Source organism: Dorea sp. D27 (assembly GCF_001185345.1).
In the GTDB taxonomy this organism is placed as follows: Bacteria; Bacillota; Clostridia; order Lachnospirales; family Lachnospiraceae; genus Extibacter.
Map to the genome: position 1 here is coordinate 351675 of NZ_KQ236746.1, position 16737 is coordinate 368411.

Sequence of the window (16737 nt, forward strand, 5' to 3'; positions counted from 1 at the left end):
CAGGGAAAATATCGAGAAGATTGGCGAGATGCTGATAGCCACGTCAGGCATATATGAGGGAGCACAGCGCATGCAGAAGGTGCTGGCATCCGCCATATTGGCCATGTCTTCTGTGGGCTACGATGGGGCAACGAACGAATATGTCATAGTGCCGGTAAATCTGCAGCTGTTTGCGAAGATCGAAAAGGAAAGGCAGGAGATCCTCATAGCGAAGGTGCTGAACAAGCAGCTCGGTGACGAGCTTCTGGGGGAAGAGGAGTTCATGGCGCTTGATGCAGAAGAACAGCTGGAGTATGCAGACAAGGTAGCAAAGTTGATCGGGAAATATATCCCGAACCTGTCGGTGCAGATGCTGGACGGGGAGATGAGGATACCGTTGGCAGATGGGCTTGTGCTGTATGGGGGAGTGGAGAAGAGCATAGGGGCGGATCTGGAGAATCCCCATTCCGTGGATGTGGCCATATCAAAGAATAGGGAGATATTGGCGGATTGGGGCGTGAAGATTGGGAATCTGGAGGCGAAAAAGAGCGGTACAGAAACTGGTATTAAGTATTCTTTCGATTTGAACAGCAATTCGGCTGCATATACAGAAATATTTTATTCTGCGAAAGAAGAATCGACAAAAATTGAGTGGGGAGCCACGACGGCTTATAGAGATAGATGTTTTGTTACCAGTAAAATCGGTCTGGAATTTCGACAGACCAAAACGGACTGGGAGGAGAGCTTAAAGGATGCTTACGAACTGGAAATTACAGATGTGCCAAAGGAAGTCTTAGAATTACAGGGTATTCTACTACCGATTCCAGTGGGAGTACCTGTACCAGTAATATAATTAAAGGAGAGGATAAGGAAAGGGATGGACAGGGAAAAAAGAGTCTTTGGATATATCGGTTTAACGGTTACGATACTGCTATTGCTATATATTATATACGCGTATGAACAAGGAAGCAATTTGCTGCCGGTCGAAACAAATTTGTGGAACGATGAAGTAAAAATAGAACGCAAAATAAAAATTCCTGAAGGAAAAACGAAAGAGTTTATACTGCCAGCTTTTTTGGTTGGTTTATATCATTCTTCAACTGGGACGATAGGTGATTCAATCGAGGGATTAGAAGATGGAAATGAAGACCATTCGTGGTTTGAAAAGCTTGAAGACAATGGGGATGGAACCCTTACCATGTCTGTGACCGGGAAACAATTGGAGCGCTGGATAAGCACAAGAGAACATGCCATAAACACAAGAATAGAAAATAATAGAGAAAAAAACATGGAGATAAAAATAAAAAAAGACTATACAAAAGTAACATACATAATGAAAGAAGGATACGAGACATCCTTCATGGGATGGGGGATGGATGCACAGGTTATTCTAGGAAGTTTATTTGAGGCACAAGTTTTTACGGGAGTGGCTCAGGAAGACTGTTATGTGCGTGAAGTGGTCAAGAGAGAAACAGATGGAAAAGTAATTATTGATACAGATTCCCAAAATAGATATTTTGAAATCACTGATGCCGAGTGGTACGGGTCAGGAGAAACAGAATAAAGATGGTAAGAATTGTGCACTTAAAATTACAGAATCACAAAAGAAAATCTATGAATCTCCAGGGGTTTTACTACAGTTATCGGTCAAAGTACCCGTGCCGGCAATATAATCATAATGAGCGGAGGGGGATAGAGAGATGGAGAAGATTAAAAGGGCCCTTGGATATATCAGCATGGCAGTCATGATACTGGTGCTATTATATGTAAAATATGCATATGAACGGGGACTGGAGCTTTGGCCGATTAAAACGAAACTGCAGTCTGATGAGGTGAGGGTGGAACGCAAGATAAAGATACCGGAAGGAGAGACGATGGACTTCATACAGCCCGCTTTTCTAGTCGATTTATCCCATTCATCCACAGAGACTCCCGAGGACGCAATAGAAGATTTAGAAGAAGGTAATTATGGACATGAGTTATACGAAGAGGTTAAATTAAATGAGGATGGGATGCTTGTTTGAGATACAGTCCTTCACCGGTATAGCGCCGGAGGACTGTTATGTGCGTGAAGTGGTAAAAAGAGAATTAGATGGAGAAACAATAACACTTATTGACACAAATACTGATAATAGATATTTTGAACTAACTGATGCACAGTGGTAGGGGGAAGAACAGATAGAATAAGCTGAATCGGATTTAGTAAACGGTTATTCAAACGAAAAGGAGCAATCAGCCATATGAATATTAAAAACAAGGTAATATTATGCGGTGATACACTTGATGCGGCGCTTCCACCGGACTTTATACAAAGCGGTACAGGAAGGCTGCCTGAAGGAGTGGAAGAGATATATCCGGATGTCGTGTTTGTCAATGATATGGAAGTTTATGCTGCCTTTAAGATGAGGCCGTCTGAGCCAAAAGGGATAAAGCAGTGCCTGAAGGAACTGTACTGGGTATTGAGCAAGAAAGAGTGCGGTTTCAGCAAGATTGGCATATGGGAAAAAGAGGTGCATGATATACATATGGGAAAATTATGTTACAGTTCTTTGCCCGGAGATGCTGGGTGGTTCCACATGCTTGTCACATTTGAAGCGTTCGGCAGGCAGTATCTTTTTGCCGGGTACTGTAATATAGAAGAAAGACACATTTGGGAGGCTGTATTTAACGATATCGTCGATACGATGGAGGTGAAGAGTGGACGAAATGGATAAGTATTGTGAAGGATACGAAGAAGGACGTAGGAAACTGGAGATTCAGCTGGCAGAGACGGAAGAAGAGCTCAAGAAGATAGAATACTGCCGTGAAGAGGCACAGCAGCGGCACAGGGACATCTTTGCGCTTCTGGGACGAATTGTTAGCGAGGGCAACGGGGATGAGTTCTCAGGAAGAATAGAAGGCCGTGCGGAGAGGATGCGCCGCTGTGCCGCCGCCGCAAAAGCGCATCTGGACGAGCACGTCAAGATGCTTAAAAAGGAATGCCGAAGGCTGAGGGAATCGATAGAGATATATGAGTTAGAATATGCAAAGGATGAAAGTGATGGAGAAAATAAAGAAAACCTATAGTATTTTAAGTATAGTAGCTTTGATAGCATTACTGTTTAATATAAAGTATGCATTCAACAGGAAAACTGTTGAGCCGCTGGAGCCATTGCCGGAAGAAGTCGAGGTGGAGAATACGGTGGATACTTATGTCGGGCCCCTCAAAAAGGTTGATGTATGCAGCAATACAATGACGATAGATATGCCGGAAAGTTTCAGGGAGAGCACAACTTTGATATTTCCAAAAGGAGTCATGAAAATATACCCGCAGCATGTGTTCTTTACGAATAAAGTATATGTTACATTCAAGATGCAGACAGTAGAACCGGTTGGTGTGAAGCAGCGTATGAAGGAGATATATGCTGCCGTGCAATCTGAGGAGCAGGGTTTTGAAGGGATTGGAATTTGGGAAAACCGGATACAGGATATCGATATGGTTAAACTATGCTACAGTTCAGAAACAGAAGGGAAGAGCTGGTTCCATATGATGGTTACGTTTGAATGTTTTGGCCGGCAGTATCTCTATGCATGTTACTGTGATTTGGAGGAAAGAGATATGTGGGAGCCTGTATTTGATGACATAATCGAATCGGTGGAAGTGAAAAAGGAATTATGATATTATATTTGGACCGTATGCGATAAGAGGTATTGTATCAAAAAAAATACAATATCTGCACAAAAAACCTTGCAAAAAGCGTTTGTATCATATATACTAAAAAAGCTGTGACATTGATAGCGTAGAAGCGTGAGGTTGCTGCCCATAGCCGGCAGGTTTTCCGTGGAGCGAATGTCAAGTTAGGAAACTGGCGACAAGTCACTGTACGAACTATAACGGCCACTGGAATGTGGTAACAACGTGTGAGTTTCTCACGACACACACGGGAGAGTGTACAGTCACCGCTTGTCGTACTGAAGTTATAAGTACGAAAAGGAGGCGACTTTTTTTATGGCAAGTCAAGTAATGAGAATCACATTGAAGGCGTATGATCATCAGCTCGTTGATGCATCCGCGAAGAAAATCATCGAAACTGTAAAGAAAAATGGATCACAGGTGAGCGGACCGGTACCACTTCCGACTAAGAAGGAAGTAGTTACAATCTTAAGAGCGGTTCACAAGTACAAAGATTCAAGAGAGCAGTTCGAGCAGAGGACTCATAAGAGACTCATCGATATCATCACACCTACACAGAAGACTGTGGATGCATTATCCAGACTGGAGATGCCGGCAGGCGTGTACATCGATATCAAAATGAAAAACAAATAAGACGCAGTAATTCCTAAAATTTAGGATGAACGCCCAAAGCGGCGTTCCGCTGTAAATCACAGGAGGTAATTATAATGAAGAAAGCTATTTTAGCTACGAAAGTCGGAATGACTCAGATCTTCAACGAAGACGGTTCACTTACACCTGTAACAGTGCTTCAGGCCGGACCTTGTGTAGTAACACAGATTAAGACGGTTGAGAATGACGGTTACGATGCGGTGCAGGTAGGCTTCGTTGACAAGAAAGACAAAACTGTCAACAAAGACAAGAGCGGCAAGAAAGAGATTGTTCACCGCCACGGAGTGACAAAGGCAGAGCAGGGACATTTTGCAAAGGCAGGAGTTTCCGGCAAGAGATTTGTTAGAGAATTCAAATTTGAAAATGCATCTGAATATGAGCTTGCACAGGAGATCAAAGCTGACATCTTTGCGGCTGGCGATAAGATTGACGCGACAGCGATATCAAAGGGTAAAGGTTTCCAGGGTGCGATTAAGAGACATAACCAGCACAGAGGGCCAATGACCCACGGTTCCAAGTTCCATCGTCACGCAGGTTCCAACGGTGCCGCTTCTGATCCGAGCAAGGTATTCAAAGGCAAGAAGATGCCTGGACATATGGGCAGCAAGAGAATCACGATTCAGAATCTTGAAGTTGTACGCGTGGATGCTGAGAACAACCTGCTCTTAGTAAAAGGTTCCGTACCGGGACCGAAGAAATCTTTAGTAACAATTAAAGAAGCAGTCAAAGCAGTCTAAGCTTGGACTCAGGAAGGAGGAAACTAGAGATGGCAAACGTATCTGTTTATAATATCGAAGGTAAAGAAGTTGGCACAATCGACTTGAACGATGCGGTATTTGGTGTGGAAGTAAACGAGCACCTCGTACACATGGCAGTTGTAAGTCAGCTTGCAAATAAACGTCAGGGAACACAGAAAGCTAAGACACGTTCTGAAGTTTCCGGCGGCGGAAGAAAACCATGGAGGCAGAAAGGGACCGGTCATGCAAGACAGGGATCCACAAGAGCTCCTCAATGGACAGGCGGTGGAGTTGTATTCGCCCCGACACCGAGAGATTATTCATTCAAGATGAATAAGAAAGAGAAGAGGGCTGCTCTTAAATCTGCCCTTACTTCTAAGGTGGAAGAAAAGAAGTTCATCGTTGTCGATGAAATTTCATTTGACGAGATCAAGACAAAGAATTTTGTAAATGTATTGAAGAACCTGGATGTATCTAAAGCATTAGTAGTATTAGAAGACGGCAACACAAACGTTGAGCTGTCAGCGAGAAACGTTGCGGACATCAAGACGACAAGGACTAATACGATCAATGTGTATGACATCTTAAAATACAACACGGTAATTGCAACGAAAGCTGCTGTTGCCGGCATCGAGGAGGTGTACGCATAATGGCTGATATTAAATATTATGATGTAATCCTTAAACCGGTAGTTACGGAAAAGAGCATGGAGCTTATGGGCGAGAAGAAATATACGTTCCTTGTACACCCACAGGCTACGAAGTCTCAGGTGAAAGAAGCTGTTGAGAAGATGTTCGACGGTGCCAAGGTGAAGAGTGTCAACACGATGAACCAGGCAGGAAAGAAGAAAAGAGTGCGCGGTACGATGAAGTTTGGTATGACTGCAAAGACTAAAAAAGCAGTTGTACAGCTTACAGAGGACAGCAAAGACATCGAGATTTTCGAGGGGTTATAAGAGACGGCATCACCCCCGTGCTAAGGTGAATCCGGCGGATGAACCTATCTAAACGGTGCAATTCCGTGATATGAACAATTAGAGTATTGAAAGGAGAAGTAATCATGGGAATCAAAACATATAACCCATATACGCCTTCCAGAAGACAGATGACTGGGTCTGATTTCGCAGAAATCACGAAGACAACTCCAGAGAAATCTCTGTTAGCTTCAAAGAGCAGACAGGCAGGACGTAATAATCAAGGTAAAATAACAGTTAGACACCGCGGAGGCGGAGCTAAGAAGAAATATAGAATTATCGACTTCAAGAGAAGAAAAGACGGTATTCCGGCAACTGTAGTAGGAATCGAGTACGATCCGAACAGGACAGCCAACATCGCGCTGATCTGCTATGCAGACGGTGAGAAAGCCTACATCCTTGCACCGGAAGGACTAAAAGCAGGCATGAAGGTCATGAACGGTCCTGAAGCAGAGGTGAAAGCCGGCAACTGCCTTCCTCTTTCTGAGATTCCGGTAGGTACGCAGATTCACAATGTGGAGATGTATCCGGGAAAAGGCGGACAGCTCGTTCGTTCCGCAGGCAACAGCGCACAGCTGATGGCCAAAGAAGGTAAATATGCAACTCTGAGACTCCCGTCAGGAGAGATGAGAATGGTCCCGATCATATGCAGAGCATCTGTAGGCGTTGTAGGAAACGGAGACCACAACCTGATCAACATCGGTAAAGCAGGACGTAAGCGCCATATGGGCTTCAGACCTACCGTACGTGGTTCTGTCATGAACCCGAATGACCATCCGCACGGTGGTGGTGAAGGTAAGACGGGAATCGGACGTCCAGGTCCATGTACACCTTGGGGCAAGCCAGCACTTGGTCTTAAGACGAGAAAGAAAAATAAAGCTTCTAACAAGATGATTGTAAGAAGAAGAGATGGTAAAGCGATTAAATAATTCGATTTTCAAGGAGGTTAGAACTTATGGCACGCTCTATTAAAAAAGGACCATTCGCAGACGCAAGCCTGCTCAAGAAGGTTGATGCAATGAACGCAGCCGGAGATAAGTCTGTTATCAAGACTTGGTCCCGCCGCTCTACAATCTTCCCAAGCATGGTCGGACATACAATAGCCGTTCACGACGGAAGAAAACATGTACCTGTATATGTGACAGAGGATATGGTTGGACACAAGCTCGGTGAGTTTGTTGCGACAAGGACATACAGAGGACATGGAAAAGACGAAAAGAAATCTAAAGTAAGATAGTAACCATATATTCGAAAGGAGGGTTCATCCATGGCAAAAGGACACAGATCCCAAATCAAGAGAGAGAGAAATGCTAATAAAGACACAAGACCTTCTGCAAAGTTATCTTATGCAAGAGTTTCTGTCCAGAAAGCATGTTTCGTATTAGATGCCATCAGAGGTAAGGATGTAACAACAGCACTTGGTATTTTGACATACAATCCAAGATATGCTTCAAGCTTAATAAAAAAATTATTAGAATCTGCAATCGCTAATGCTGAGAACAACAACGGCATGAACGCCGAGAACCTTTACATTGCAGAAGCTTATGCAAACAAGGGACCAACAATGAAGAGAATCAGACCTAGAGCGCAGGGAAGGGCTTACAGAATTGAGAAACGAATGAGCCACATCACACTTGTGCTTGATGAAAGATAAGGAGGGCAGACATGGGACAGAAAGTTAATCCTCATGGTTTAAGAGTCGGCATTATTAAAGATTGGGATTCTAAATGGTATGCAGAAAAAGAGTTCGCCGATTACCTTGTGGAAGACCATGAAATCAGAACGTATCTTAAGAAAAGATTATACAGCGCAGGTATTTCCAATATTGAAATCGAGAGAGCATCTGACCGCGTAAAAATCGTCATTTATACAGCTAAGCCGGGTGTCGTAATCGGTAAAGGCGGATCTGAGATAGAGAAAGTGAAAGGCGAGCTTAAGCAGTTCACAGATAAGAAGTTAGTTGTAGATATCAAAGAAATCAAGAGACCGGACAAAGATGCTCAGCTGGTAGCTGAGAACATTGCGCAGCAGCTGGAGAACCGTATATCTTTCAGACGTGCAATGAAATCATGCATGTCCAGAACTATGAAATCAGGAGCGCTCGGTGTTAAGACTTCCGTATCAGGAAGACTCGGCGGAGCAGATATGGCCCGTACTGAGTTCTACAGCGAGGGTACGATTCCACTTCAGACACTGAGAGCAGACATTGACTACGGATTCGCTGAGGCTAACACTACCTACGGCAAAGTTGGTGTGAAGGTATGGATTTACAAAGGCGAAGTTCTTCCGGAAAAAGCAGCAAAGGAAGGGAGCGATAAATAATGTTAATGCCAAAAAGAGTTAAACGTCGTAAACAATTCCGTGGTTCCATGAAGGGGAAAGCGCTTCGTGGAAACAAGATTACAAACGGTGAATATGGTATCGTTGCTATGGAGCCTTGCTGGATACGTTCCAATCAGATAGAGGCTGCCCGTATCGCCATGACACGTTATATCAAGCGTGGCGGTAAAGTATGGATTAAAATATTCCCTGATAAACCTGTAACTACGAAACCAGCTGAAACACGTATGGGTTCTGGTAAAGGAACCTTAGAGTACTGGGTAGCAGTTGTCAAGCCGGGCCGCGTTATGTTTGAAATCGCGGGCGTATCTGAAGAAGTTGCAAGAGAAGCGCTTCGCCTGGCCACTCACAAGCTGCCATGTAAATGTAAAGTAGTTTCTCGCGCAGACTTAGAAGGCGGTGATAACAGTGAAAATTAATGCATTTGTAGAAGATTTAAAAACAAAATCAGCTGCAGAGCTGAATGAAGAATTAGTAGCTGCTAAGAAGGAACTTTTTAACTTAAGATTCCAGAACGCAACAAACCAGTTAGACAATACAAGCAGAATTAAAGAAGTAAGAAGAAACATTGCCAGAATTCAGACAGTAATTACCGAGAAGGCAAATGCTGCGGAATAATCCGGAAAGGAGCATAAACTGTGGAAAGAAATCTTAGAAAAACCCGCGTGGGCAAGGTTGTCAGCAATAAAATGGATAAGACCATAGTAGTTGCAGTAGAAGATCATGTAAAACATCCGCTTTACAAGAAAATCGTAAAGAGAACATACAAGCTGAAAGCACATGATGAAGCAAATGAATGCAACATTGGCGACAAAGTAAAAGTTATGGAAACAAGACCTCTGTCTAAAGACAAGAGATGGAGACTTGTAGAAGTTATGGAAAAAGTGAAATAGTATAAGGAGGGAAACCTGCATGATACAGCAAGAAAGCAGACTTAAAGTAGCAGACAATACAGGTGCGAAAGAGTTACTGTGCATCCGTGTGCTTGGCGGCTCAACAAGAAGATATGCAAGCATCGGCGACATAATCGTTGCGACTGTTAAAGATGCAACACCAGGCGGCGTTGTTAAAAAAGGCGATGTAGTAAAAGCTGTAGTTGTTCGTACTGTAAACAGTACTCGCCGTAAAGACGGTTCTTACATCCGTTTCGACGAAAATGCTGCTGTTATTATAAAAGATGACAAGACACCAAGAGGAACCCGTATCTTCGGGCCAGTAGCAAGAGAGCTCCGTGAGAAGCAGTTCATGAGAATTGTATCCCTGGCTCCGGAAGTACTATAAGGAGGTGCGCGTAAGATGTCAATGTTAAAGATTAAAAAAGGCGATACTGTTAAGGTCATTGCCGGTAAAGATAAAGACAAAGAAGGCAAAGTAGTAGCCGTTAACCAGAAAGACGGTAAGGTTGTCGTTGAAGGAGTCAACATGCTGACAAAGCACACGAAACCGAGTGCTTCTAATCAGAATGGCGGTATCGTTCATCAGGAAGGGCCTATCGACGTTTCTAACGTAATGTATGTACACAAGGGCCAGGCCACGAGAGTCGGATTCAAGACGGAAGGCGATAAAAAAGTACGTTACGCTAAATCAACAGGCGAAGTGATTGATTAATTTGAGGAAGGAGGTCCATGACTTTGAGTAGACTGAAAGAACATTACCAGAACGAAATCGTTGAAGCGATGAATAAAAAGTTCGGTTATAAAAATATTATGGAAGTGCCAAAACTCGACAAAGTTGTTATCAACATGGGTGTTGGCGAGGCAAAAGACAATGCTAAGATCTTAGAGTCAGCAGTAGCTGACCTGGAGAAGATTACAGGACAGAAAGCAGTTATCTGCAAAGCAAAGAAATCTGTAGCGAACTTCAAGTTAAGAGAAGGAATGCCAATCGGATGTAAAGTTACTTTAAGAGGAGAAAAGATGTATGAATTTGTTGACCGTCTGATCAACCTTGCATTACCTCGTGTACGTGACTTCAGAGGGGTCAACCCGAACGCGTTTGACGGCAGGGGAAACTATGCCCTCGGCATCAAGGAGCAGCTCATCTTCCCGGAAATCGAGTATGATAAGGTGGATAAGGTGAGAGGTATGGATATCATCTTTGTTACAACTGCAAAGACAGACGAAGAGGCGCGTGAATTGTTAACACAGTTCAACATGCCATTTACAAAATAAGGAGGTAAATTATGGCTAAGACAGCAATGAAAGTAAAACAGCAGCGTAAGCAGAAGTTCTCCACAAGAGAATACAATCGTTGCAGAATCTGCGGACGTCCGCACGCATATTTAAGAAAATATGGAATCTGCCGTGTTTGCTTCCGCGAGTTGGCATATAAAGGACAGATCCCAGGCGTTAAGAAAGCAAGCTGGTAAGAGGAAGGAGGACAATTCACATGACTATGAGTGATCCAATCGCAGATATGCTTACGAGAATCCGTAATGCTAATACTGCTAAACATGATACGGTAGATGTACCTGCATCAAAGATGAAGACCGCAATTGCTAACATCTTGTTAGATGAGGGCTATATCCAGAAATATGACATCGTAGAAGACGGCGTATTCAAGACAATACACATCACATTAAAATACGGTGCCGATAAGAATGAGAAAGTAATCACGGGGCTTAAGAGAATCTCTAAACCAGGTCTCCGTGTGTACGCTAACAGTGCCGAGCTACCTAAAGTATTAGGCGGTCTCGGAACAGCAATCATTTCGACAAACCAGGGCGTCATCACAGACAAAGAAGCAAGAAAGCTCGGCGTAGGCGGAGAAGTATTGGCTTTTATCTGGTAGCATGCAATGGGTGAAAGAGCAGTGCAACTGAAAACAGAGGAGACGCACATGTCTCTTCCGAGAATTTAAGTTAAGGAGGAAAAGGTATGTCACGTATAGGAAGACTGCCAATTGCAGTTCCGGCAGGCGTAACTGTTGAGATTGCAGAGAATAATAAAGTGACTGTTAAAGGTCCGAAGGGAACCCTTGAAAAAGAGCTTCCTGTAGAGATGGAAATCAAGCAGGATGGCGATACAATCGTTGTTACAAGACCGAATGACTTAAAGAAGATGAAATCTTTACATGGTCTTACAAGAACACTCGTCAACAACATGGTGGTTGGCGTAACAGACGGATACCAGAAGGTTCTGGAAGTGAATGGTGTTGGATACAGGGCAGCTAAGTCAGGAAACAAGCTGACACTGAATCTCGGATACTCCCATCCGGTAGAGATGACGGATCCGGAAGGTGTTGAGACGGTGATGGAAGGCCAGAACAAGATTATCGTCAAAGGTATCGACAAAGAAAAAGTAGGCCAATACGCAGCTGAAATCAGAGACAAGAGAAGACCTGAGCCATATAAGGGCAAAGGCATCAAGTATGCTGATGAAGTTATCAGACGTAAAGTTGGTAAGACTGGTAAGAAATAAATAAGGAGAGTGTGAAAATGGTTAGCAAAAAGTCAAGAAGCGAAGTTCGTGTTAATAAACACAGAAAATTACGTAACCGTTTCAGCGGTACGTCTGAATGCCCGCGTTTGGCCGTATTCAGAAGCAATAATCATATGTATGCACAGATTATTGACGATACAGTTGGCAACACTCTGGTTGCAGCTTCCACTCTTCAGAAAGATGTGAAAGCAAACCTGGAAAAAACCAACGACGTTGCAGCGGCAGCATATTTAGGTAAAGTGATTGCTGAAAAAGCAATCGAAAAAGGTATTAAAGATGTTGTCTTTGACCGAGGCGGCTTTATATACCAGGGAAAAGTTCAGGCATTAGCAGACGCAGCTAGAGAAGCTGGGTTGAATTTCTAGAAGGAGGAGCACACATGAAACAAGTACGAATTGATGCTGGTCAATTAGAATTAAATGAAAAAGTGGTATCAATTAAACGTGTTACCAAGGTTGTTAAGGGTGGTCGTAACTTCAGATTCACAGCTTTAGTAGTTGTAGGCGACGGAAACGGCCATGTTGGTGCAGGTTTAGGAAAAGCTACTGAAATTCCTGAGGCAATCCGCAAGGGAAAAGAAGATGCAGCTAAAAATCTTATTACTGTAGCATTAGATGAAAACGATAGCATTACACATGATTTTATCGGTAAATTCGGAGGAGCTTCCGTATTGCTCAAGAAGGCTCCGGATGGTACCGGAGTTATCGCCGGAGGACCGGCGCGTGCTGTAATCGAGATGGCGGGAATCAAGAACATCCGTACAAAATCTCTTGGTTCAAATAACAAGCAGAACGTAGTTCTTGCTACAATCGACGGATTACGCCAGTTAAAGACTCCGGAAGAAGTAGCTAAGCTTCGCGGTAAATCTGTAGAAGAGATCTTAGGCTAAGGAGGTAGATCATAATGGCAAATTTAAAAGTCACATTAGTAAAATCTACAATTGGTGCTGTGCCAAAGCATAAGAAGACTGTTGAAGCTTTAGGACTCAAGAAGTTGAATAAGACAGTTGAACTGCCGGATAATGCAGCAACAAGAGGTATGATCAAACAGGTTTGTCACCTGGTAAAAGTTGAAGAAGCATAAAATAACAATCAGATAGGAGGTGTCATAATGGACTTATCAAACTTAAGACCTGCTGACGGTGCAAAACAGAGTGATAATTTCAGAAGAGGACGTGGACACGGTTCTGGAAATGGTAAGACGGCCGGCAAGGGACATAAAGGCCAGAAAGCTCGTTCAGGAGCTACAAGACCTGGTTTTGAAGGTGGCCAGATGCCGTTATATAGAAGAATACCAAAGAGAGGTTTCACGAACAGAAACTCTAAAGATATCGTTGGTATTAATGTAAGCGCTCTTGAAGTGTTCGATAATGACGCGGTTGTTTCAGTTGAAACATTGCTGGAGCAGGGAATCGTCAAGAACCCGAAAGACGGCGTCAAGATCCTTGGCAACGGGGAGCTGACGAAGAAGCTTACAGTACAGGCAAATGCGTTCAGTGCAGGCGCTGCTGCTAAGATTGAGGCTTTAGGTGGAAAAGCAGAGGTGATCTAATGTTAGAAACTTTCCGAAAGGCATTTCAAATAAAGGATATTCGCAAAAAAATCGGATATACATTTTTGATGTTAATCGTGATAAGAATCGGATCTGAACTGCCAACACCTGGTGTGGATCCAAGTTACATCAAAGATTTCTTTGCACAGAATACGGGGGAAGCGTTTAACTTGTTTAACGCTTTCACCGGTGGATCCTTTGAGCAGATGTCTGTGTTCGCTCTAAGTATTACACCATACATTACTTCTTCCATCATTATGCAGCTCCTTACGATAGCAATTCCCAAGCTTGAGGAAATGCAGAAGGAAGGAGAAGACGGAAGAAAGAAGATTGTAGCGATTACACGTTACCTCACGGTTGCCCTTGCCCTCATAGAATCTACAGCGATGGCAGTAGGTTTTGGTCGGAGAGGACTGCTTGTCGAGTACAACTTTGTAAATGCCGCGATCGTAGTTCTGACGCTGACGGCCGGAAGTGCGCTTCTGATGTGGATTGGTGAAAGGATTACAGAAAAAGGGGTCGGAAATGGTATCTCTATCGTTCTTGTAATTAATATCATTTCACGTATTCCAAACGACATGACAACGCTGTTTGAACAGTTCGTCAAAGGAAAAAGCCTTGCTTCGGGAGGACTGGCCGTCGTTATCATCCTGGCAATCATCATAGCTCTCGTCGTATTTGTCATTGTACTCCAGGACGGCGAGAGAAGAATTGCGGTCCAGTATTCACAGAAGGTGGTCGGAAGAAAAACATTCGGCGGACAGTCCACACACATTCCGCTGAAGATAAATACCGCAGGCGTCATCCCGATTATATTTGCATCTTCGCTGATGCAGTTCCCAATCGTTATCGCATCTTTCCTCGGAAAGGACGGAGGGACGGGTATCGGAAGTGAAATCCTGCGCGGAATGAATCAGGGCAACTGGTGCAACCCGGAGAACCTGAAGTATTCCTGGGGATTGCTCGTATATATCATCCTCACCGTGTTCTTTGCTTATTTCTACACGTCGATTACATTTAATCCCCTGGAGATAGCGAACAACATGAAGAAGAGCGGAGGATTTATACCGGGTATCCGGCCTGGAAAACCGACAGTTGAATATTTGACAAGAATATTGAATTATATTATTTTTGTCGGAGCATGCGGCCTTGTACTTATACAGATCGTTCCAATATTCTTTAACGGCTGGCTTGGGGCGAAAGTATCGTTCGGCGGTACGTCGCTTATCATCATCGTCAGCGTTGTATTGGAGACTCTGAAGCAGATAGAATCACAGATGCTTGTACGTAATTACAAGGGATTTTTAAATAATTAACACCATTTTGAACTCGCAGAATTTTTTTCTGCGGGTTAAAATGCTATAAGGAGGAACACATATTATGAAAATTATTATGTTAGGCGCGCCGGGGGCGGGCAAAGGAACTCAGGCAAAGAAAATAGCCGCGAAATTCAGTATTCCTCACATTTCAACTGGTGATATCTTCAGAGCGAATATTAAAAATGGTACGGAGCTCGGCAAAAAAGCGAAGACGTATATGGATCAGGGTCTGCTCGTGCCGGACGAACTGGTAGTGGATCTGGTCGTAGACCGTGTAAACCAGGACGACTGCCGCGACGGCTATGTTCTTGACGGCTTTCCGAGGACGATACCACAGGCAGAGGCATTGGATAAGGCGCTTGCGAAGCTCGGACAGAAGGTGGACTTTGCGATAGATGTAGATGTGCCGGACGAAAACATCGTACGCCGTATGGGTGGGCGCCGTGCCTGCGTGACATGCGGAGCCACATATCATCTGGAATATGCGCCGACGAAGAAGGACGGCATCTGCGATACATGCGGCGGCGACCTGATTCTCCGCGATGATGACAAGCCGGAGACTGTCGAGAAGCGCCTTGGCGTCTATCATGAACAGACGCAGCCGCTGATAGACTACTATACCAATGCCGGTATCTTGAAAACGGTGGACGGAACCGTGGACATCGAAGACGTATTCCGGGCAATTGTAGAAATCTTAGGAGCGTAGGTTATGCCGATTAGTATAAAATCAGGCAGGGAAATTGAATTGATGACAGAATCCGGACGGATTCTGGAGATTGTCCACGATGAACTTGCCAAAGCATTACATCCGGGCATGAGTACCAAGGACATAGACGTACTCGGGGAAGAAGTGATAAGGAGCTACGGCTGTATCCCTTCTTTCCTCGACTACAACGGCTATCCCGCATCTATCTGCGTATCCGTCAATGAAGAAGTGGTGCACGGCATACCAGATAGACACCGCATCTTAAGAGAAGGTGATATCGTAAGCCTCGACGCGGGGGTCATATATAAGGGATATCACTCCGATGCCGCGAGAACGCATGGCATCGGAGAAATAAGCAGGGAAGCCGCAAAACTGGTAGATGTTACCAGAGAAAGCTTCTTTGAAGGTATAAAATACGCAAAAGAAGGCAATTATCTATTTGAAATTTCGGCAGCTATTGGCAGATATGCAGAAAGCTTCGGATATGGGGTGGTACGGGATCTGTGCGGCCACGGAATCGGAACGAATCTGCATGAAGCACCGGAGATACCGAATTATGAGGTGAACAGAAAAGGCGTGAAGCTCAAAGCGGGGATGACACTTGCGATAGAACCGATGATCAATGCAGGTACCTGGGAAGTAGACTGGCTTGACGACAACTGGACCGTGGTCACACGGGATGGCGCCTTATCTGCCCATTATGAAAATACGGTATTGATAACAGACGATGAACCGAAACTTTTGACCTTATCGAAGTGATTTAAGTAAAGAGGACATTAGATATGGAAGAAGTAAAGACAGGAATGCTTGCAAAATCAAAGGCGGGTCATGATAAGGGTCAGGTTTATGTTATAATGGACACCGATGATGCATATGTATATTTAGCAGACGGCAGGATTAGAACTCTCGGCAGGCTGAAAAAAAGAAAAAAAAGCATATACAGCCCATCAAGAAGGAGTTCGATGTGACAGCAGCAGATGATGCAGCTATAAAACAGATACTTAAAAATTTTAATAAGGATAGAGAGAATCAGGAGGATTTATAATATGTCAAAAGCTGACGTAATTGAGATTGAAGGAACAGTGGTCGAGAAACTGCCTAATGCTATGTTTCAGGTAGAACTTGAGAACGGGCATCAGGTGCTCGCGCATATCAGCGGAAAGCTGCGTATGAACTTCATAAAGATACTGCCCGGAGACAAAGTAACATTGGAATTATCCCCGTATGATCTTTCAAAAGGAAGGATTATCTGGAGAGATAAATAATATTCAAATATCTATTGACTTTGTTTGACAGCTAGTGCTATAATATATAAGCGTGTTTCTGGGCAAAAACTGGAAACGCGCGGAAAACGTAGGCAGAGCAATG

General features: G+C 43.9%; 32 protein-coding genes. All 32 read left to right on the forward strand.

Annotation, left to right across the window (positions count from 1 at the left end; translation table 11 throughout):
• Positions 1-832: hypothetical protein (locus HMPREF0980_RS15365; RefSeq protein WP_198146302.1), on the forward strand; the 832-nt coding region annotated here is incomplete at its 5' end.
• A gap of 24 nt (positions 833-856) precedes the next feature.
• Complete coding sequence (locus HMPREF0980_RS15370) at positions 857-1543, forward strand: hypothetical protein (protein ID WP_049729964.1); 687 nt, start codon at positions 857-859, stop codon at positions 1541-1543.
• A 136-nt stretch (positions 1544-1679) separates the two neighbouring features.
• A complete protein-coding gene (locus tag HMPREF0980_RS15375; RefSeq protein WP_049729965.1) occupies positions 1680-2003 on the forward strand; it encodes a hypothetical protein in 324 nt (107 codons plus the stop codon).
• Positions 2004-2219: 216 nt separating this feature from the next.
• Positions 2220-2693 (forward strand): hypothetical protein, encoded by a 474-nt coding sequence (locus HMPREF0980_RS15380; RefSeq protein WP_049729966.1) that lies wholly within the window; start codon positions 2220-2222, stop codon positions 2691-2693.
• Positions 2677-3045: a hypothetical protein gene (locus HMPREF0980_RS15385; RefSeq protein ID WP_147629847.1), complete on the forward strand. Its 369-nt coding sequence runs from the start codon at positions 2677-2679 to the stop codon at positions 3043-3045. Before HMPREF0980_RS15380 ends, HMPREF0980_RS15385 begins: the two co-directional genes overlap by 17 nt.
• Complete coding sequence (locus tag HMPREF0980_RS15390) at positions 3020-3637, forward strand: hypothetical protein (RefSeq protein ID WP_049729968.1); 618 nt, start codon at positions 3020-3022, stop codon at positions 3635-3637. Before HMPREF0980_RS15385 ends, HMPREF0980_RS15390 begins: the two co-directional genes overlap by 26 nt.
• Before the next feature lie 330 nt (positions 3638-3967).
• Positions 3968-4285: a 30S ribosomal protein S10 gene (rpsJ, locus tag HMPREF0980_RS15395; RefSeq protein WP_004607300.1), complete on the forward strand. Its 318-nt coding sequence runs from the start codon at positions 3968-3970 to the stop codon at positions 4283-4285.
• Between the two features lie 74 nt (positions 4286-4359).
• Complete coding sequence (gene rplC / locus HMPREF0980_RS15400; protein WP_049729969.1) at positions 4360-5040, forward strand: 50S ribosomal protein L3; 681 nt, start codon at positions 4360-4362, stop codon at positions 5038-5040.
• Between the two features lie 29 nt (positions 5041-5069).
• Positions 5070-5690: a 50S ribosomal protein L4 gene (gene rplD / locus HMPREF0980_RS15405; protein ID WP_049729970.1), complete on the forward strand. Its 621-nt coding sequence runs from the start codon at positions 5070-5072 to the stop codon at positions 5688-5690.
• Complete coding sequence (gene rplW, locus HMPREF0980_RS15410; protein ID WP_049729971.1) at positions 5690-5995, forward strand: 50S ribosomal protein L23; 306 nt, start codon at positions 5690-5692, stop codon at positions 5993-5995. Before rplD ends, rplW begins: the two co-directional genes overlap by 1 nt.
• A 104-nt stretch (positions 5996-6099) precedes the next feature.
• Entirely contained in the window at positions 6100-6942 is an 843-nt protein-coding gene (gene rplB, locus HMPREF0980_RS15415) for a 50S ribosomal protein L2 (RefSeq protein WP_049729972.1), read from the forward strand.
• Positions 6943-6968: 26 nt separating this feature from the next.
• Complete coding sequence (gene rpsS / locus HMPREF0980_RS15420; protein ID WP_049729973.1) at positions 6969-7250, forward strand: 30S ribosomal protein S19; 282 nt, start codon at positions 6969-6971, stop codon at positions 7248-7250.
• A gap of 30 nt (positions 7251-7280) precedes the next feature.
• On the forward strand, positions 7281-7667 hold the full coding sequence (rplV, locus tag HMPREF0980_RS15425) for a 50S ribosomal protein L22 (RefSeq protein ID WP_004607294.1): 387 nt from the start codon (positions 7281-7283) through the stop codon (positions 7665-7667).
• A gap of 11 nt (positions 7668-7678) precedes the next feature.
• Positions 7679-8335: a 30S ribosomal protein S3 gene (gene rpsC / locus HMPREF0980_RS15430; protein WP_049729974.1), complete on the forward strand. Its 657-nt coding sequence runs from the start codon at positions 7679-7681 to the stop codon at positions 8333-8335.
• Complete coding sequence (gene rplP, locus HMPREF0980_RS15435; protein ID WP_006445002.1) at positions 8335-8772, forward strand: 50S ribosomal protein L16; 438 nt, start codon at positions 8335-8337, stop codon at positions 8770-8772. The genes rpsC and rplP overlap by 1 nt, the downstream gene beginning before the upstream one ends.
• Complete coding sequence (rpmC, locus tag HMPREF0980_RS15440) at positions 8762-8971, forward strand: 50S ribosomal protein L29 (RefSeq protein WP_006445003.1); 210 nt, start codon at positions 8762-8764, stop codon at positions 8969-8971. Before rplP ends, rpmC begins: the two co-directional genes overlap by 11 nt.
• Before the next feature lie 20 nt (positions 8972-8991).
• Positions 8992-9246, forward strand: coding sequence for a 30S ribosomal protein S17 (gene rpsQ / locus HMPREF0980_RS15445; protein ID WP_006445004.1), 255 nt, complete (start codon positions 8992-8994; stop codon positions 9244-9246).
• 19 nt (positions 9247-9265) lie between these two features.
• Entirely contained in the window at positions 9266-9634 is a 369-nt protein-coding gene (gene rplN, locus HMPREF0980_RS15450; protein ID WP_006445005.1) for a 50S ribosomal protein L14, read from the forward strand.
• A gap of 15 nt (positions 9635-9649) precedes the next feature.
• Positions 9650-9961: a 50S ribosomal protein L24 gene (rplX, locus tag HMPREF0980_RS15455; RefSeq protein WP_049729975.1), complete on the forward strand. Its 312-nt coding sequence runs from the start codon at positions 9650-9652 to the stop codon at positions 9959-9961.
• 23 nt (positions 9962-9984) lie between these two features.
• Positions 9985-10524 (forward strand): 50S ribosomal protein L5, encoded by a 540-nt coding sequence (gene rplE, locus HMPREF0980_RS15460; RefSeq protein WP_049729976.1) that lies wholly within the window; start codon positions 9985-9987, stop codon positions 10522-10524.
• 11 nt (positions 10525-10535) lie between these two features.
• A complete protein-coding gene (locus HMPREF0980_RS15465) occupies positions 10536-10721 on the forward strand; it encodes a type Z 30S ribosomal protein S14 (RefSeq protein WP_006427396.1) in 186 nt (61 codons plus the stop codon).
• A 20-nt stretch (positions 10722-10741) separates the two neighbouring features.
• Positions 10742-11143 carry a 30S ribosomal protein S8 gene (gene rpsH / locus HMPREF0980_RS15470; RefSeq protein WP_049729977.1) on the forward strand — a complete coding sequence of 134 codons (402 nt, stop codon included), beginning with the start codon at positions 10742-10744 and terminating at the stop codon, positions 11141-11143.
• Between the two features lie 86 nt (positions 11144-11229).
• On the forward strand, positions 11230-11772 hold the full coding sequence (gene rplF / locus HMPREF0980_RS15475; RefSeq protein ID WP_049729978.1) for a 50S ribosomal protein L6: 543 nt from the start codon (positions 11230-11232) through the stop codon (positions 11770-11772).
• A 17-nt stretch (positions 11773-11789) separates the two neighbouring features.
• Positions 11790-12158, forward strand: coding sequence for a 50S ribosomal protein L18 (gene rplR, locus HMPREF0980_RS15480; RefSeq protein WP_049729979.1), 369 nt, complete (start codon positions 11790-11792; stop codon positions 12156-12158).
• A 14-nt stretch (positions 12159-12172) separates the two neighbouring features.
• Positions 12173-12682 (forward strand): 30S ribosomal protein S5, encoded by a 510-nt coding sequence (gene rpsE / locus HMPREF0980_RS15485; protein ID WP_006445011.1) that lies wholly within the window; start codon positions 12173-12175, stop codon positions 12680-12682.
• Positions 12683-12696: 14 nt separating this feature from the next.
• Positions 12697-12876, forward strand: a complete 180-nt coding sequence (gene rpmD, locus HMPREF0980_RS15490) for a 50S ribosomal protein L30 (protein WP_049729980.1) — start codon at positions 12697-12699, stop codon at positions 12874-12876.
• A 27-nt stretch (positions 12877-12903) separates the two neighbouring features.
• Entirely contained in the window at positions 12904-13344 is a 441-nt protein-coding gene (gene rplO / locus HMPREF0980_RS15495) for a 50S ribosomal protein L15 (protein ID WP_049729981.1), read from the forward strand.
• A complete protein-coding gene (secY, locus tag HMPREF0980_RS15500) occupies positions 13344-14660 on the forward strand; it encodes a preprotein translocase subunit SecY (protein WP_049729982.1) in 1317 nt (438 codons plus the stop codon). The genes rplO and secY overlap by 1 nt, the downstream gene beginning before the upstream one ends.
• A 64-nt stretch (positions 14661-14724) precedes the next feature.
• Positions 14725-15369 carry an adenylate kinase gene (locus HMPREF0980_RS15505; protein ID WP_049729983.1) on the forward strand — a complete coding sequence of 215 codons (645 nt, stop codon included), beginning with the start codon at positions 14725-14727 and terminating at the stop codon, positions 15367-15369.
• Between the two features lie 3 nt (positions 15370-15372).
• A complete protein-coding gene (map, locus tag HMPREF0980_RS15510) occupies positions 15373-16128 on the forward strand; it encodes a type I methionyl aminopeptidase (RefSeq protein ID WP_049729984.1) in 756 nt (251 codons plus the stop codon).
• Positions 16129-16151: 23 nt separating this feature from the next.
• Positions 16152-16337: a KOW domain-containing RNA-binding protein gene (locus HMPREF0980_RS15515; protein ID WP_330375929.1), complete on the forward strand. Its 186-nt coding sequence runs from the start codon at positions 16152-16154 to the stop codon at positions 16335-16337.
• A 78-nt stretch (positions 16338-16415) separates the two neighbouring features.
• Positions 16416-16634, forward strand: a complete 219-nt coding sequence (gene infA, locus HMPREF0980_RS15520) for a translation initiation factor IF-1 (protein ID WP_004607275.1) — start codon at positions 16416-16418, stop codon at positions 16632-16634.
• Positions 16635-16737: the final 103 nt, after the last annotated feature.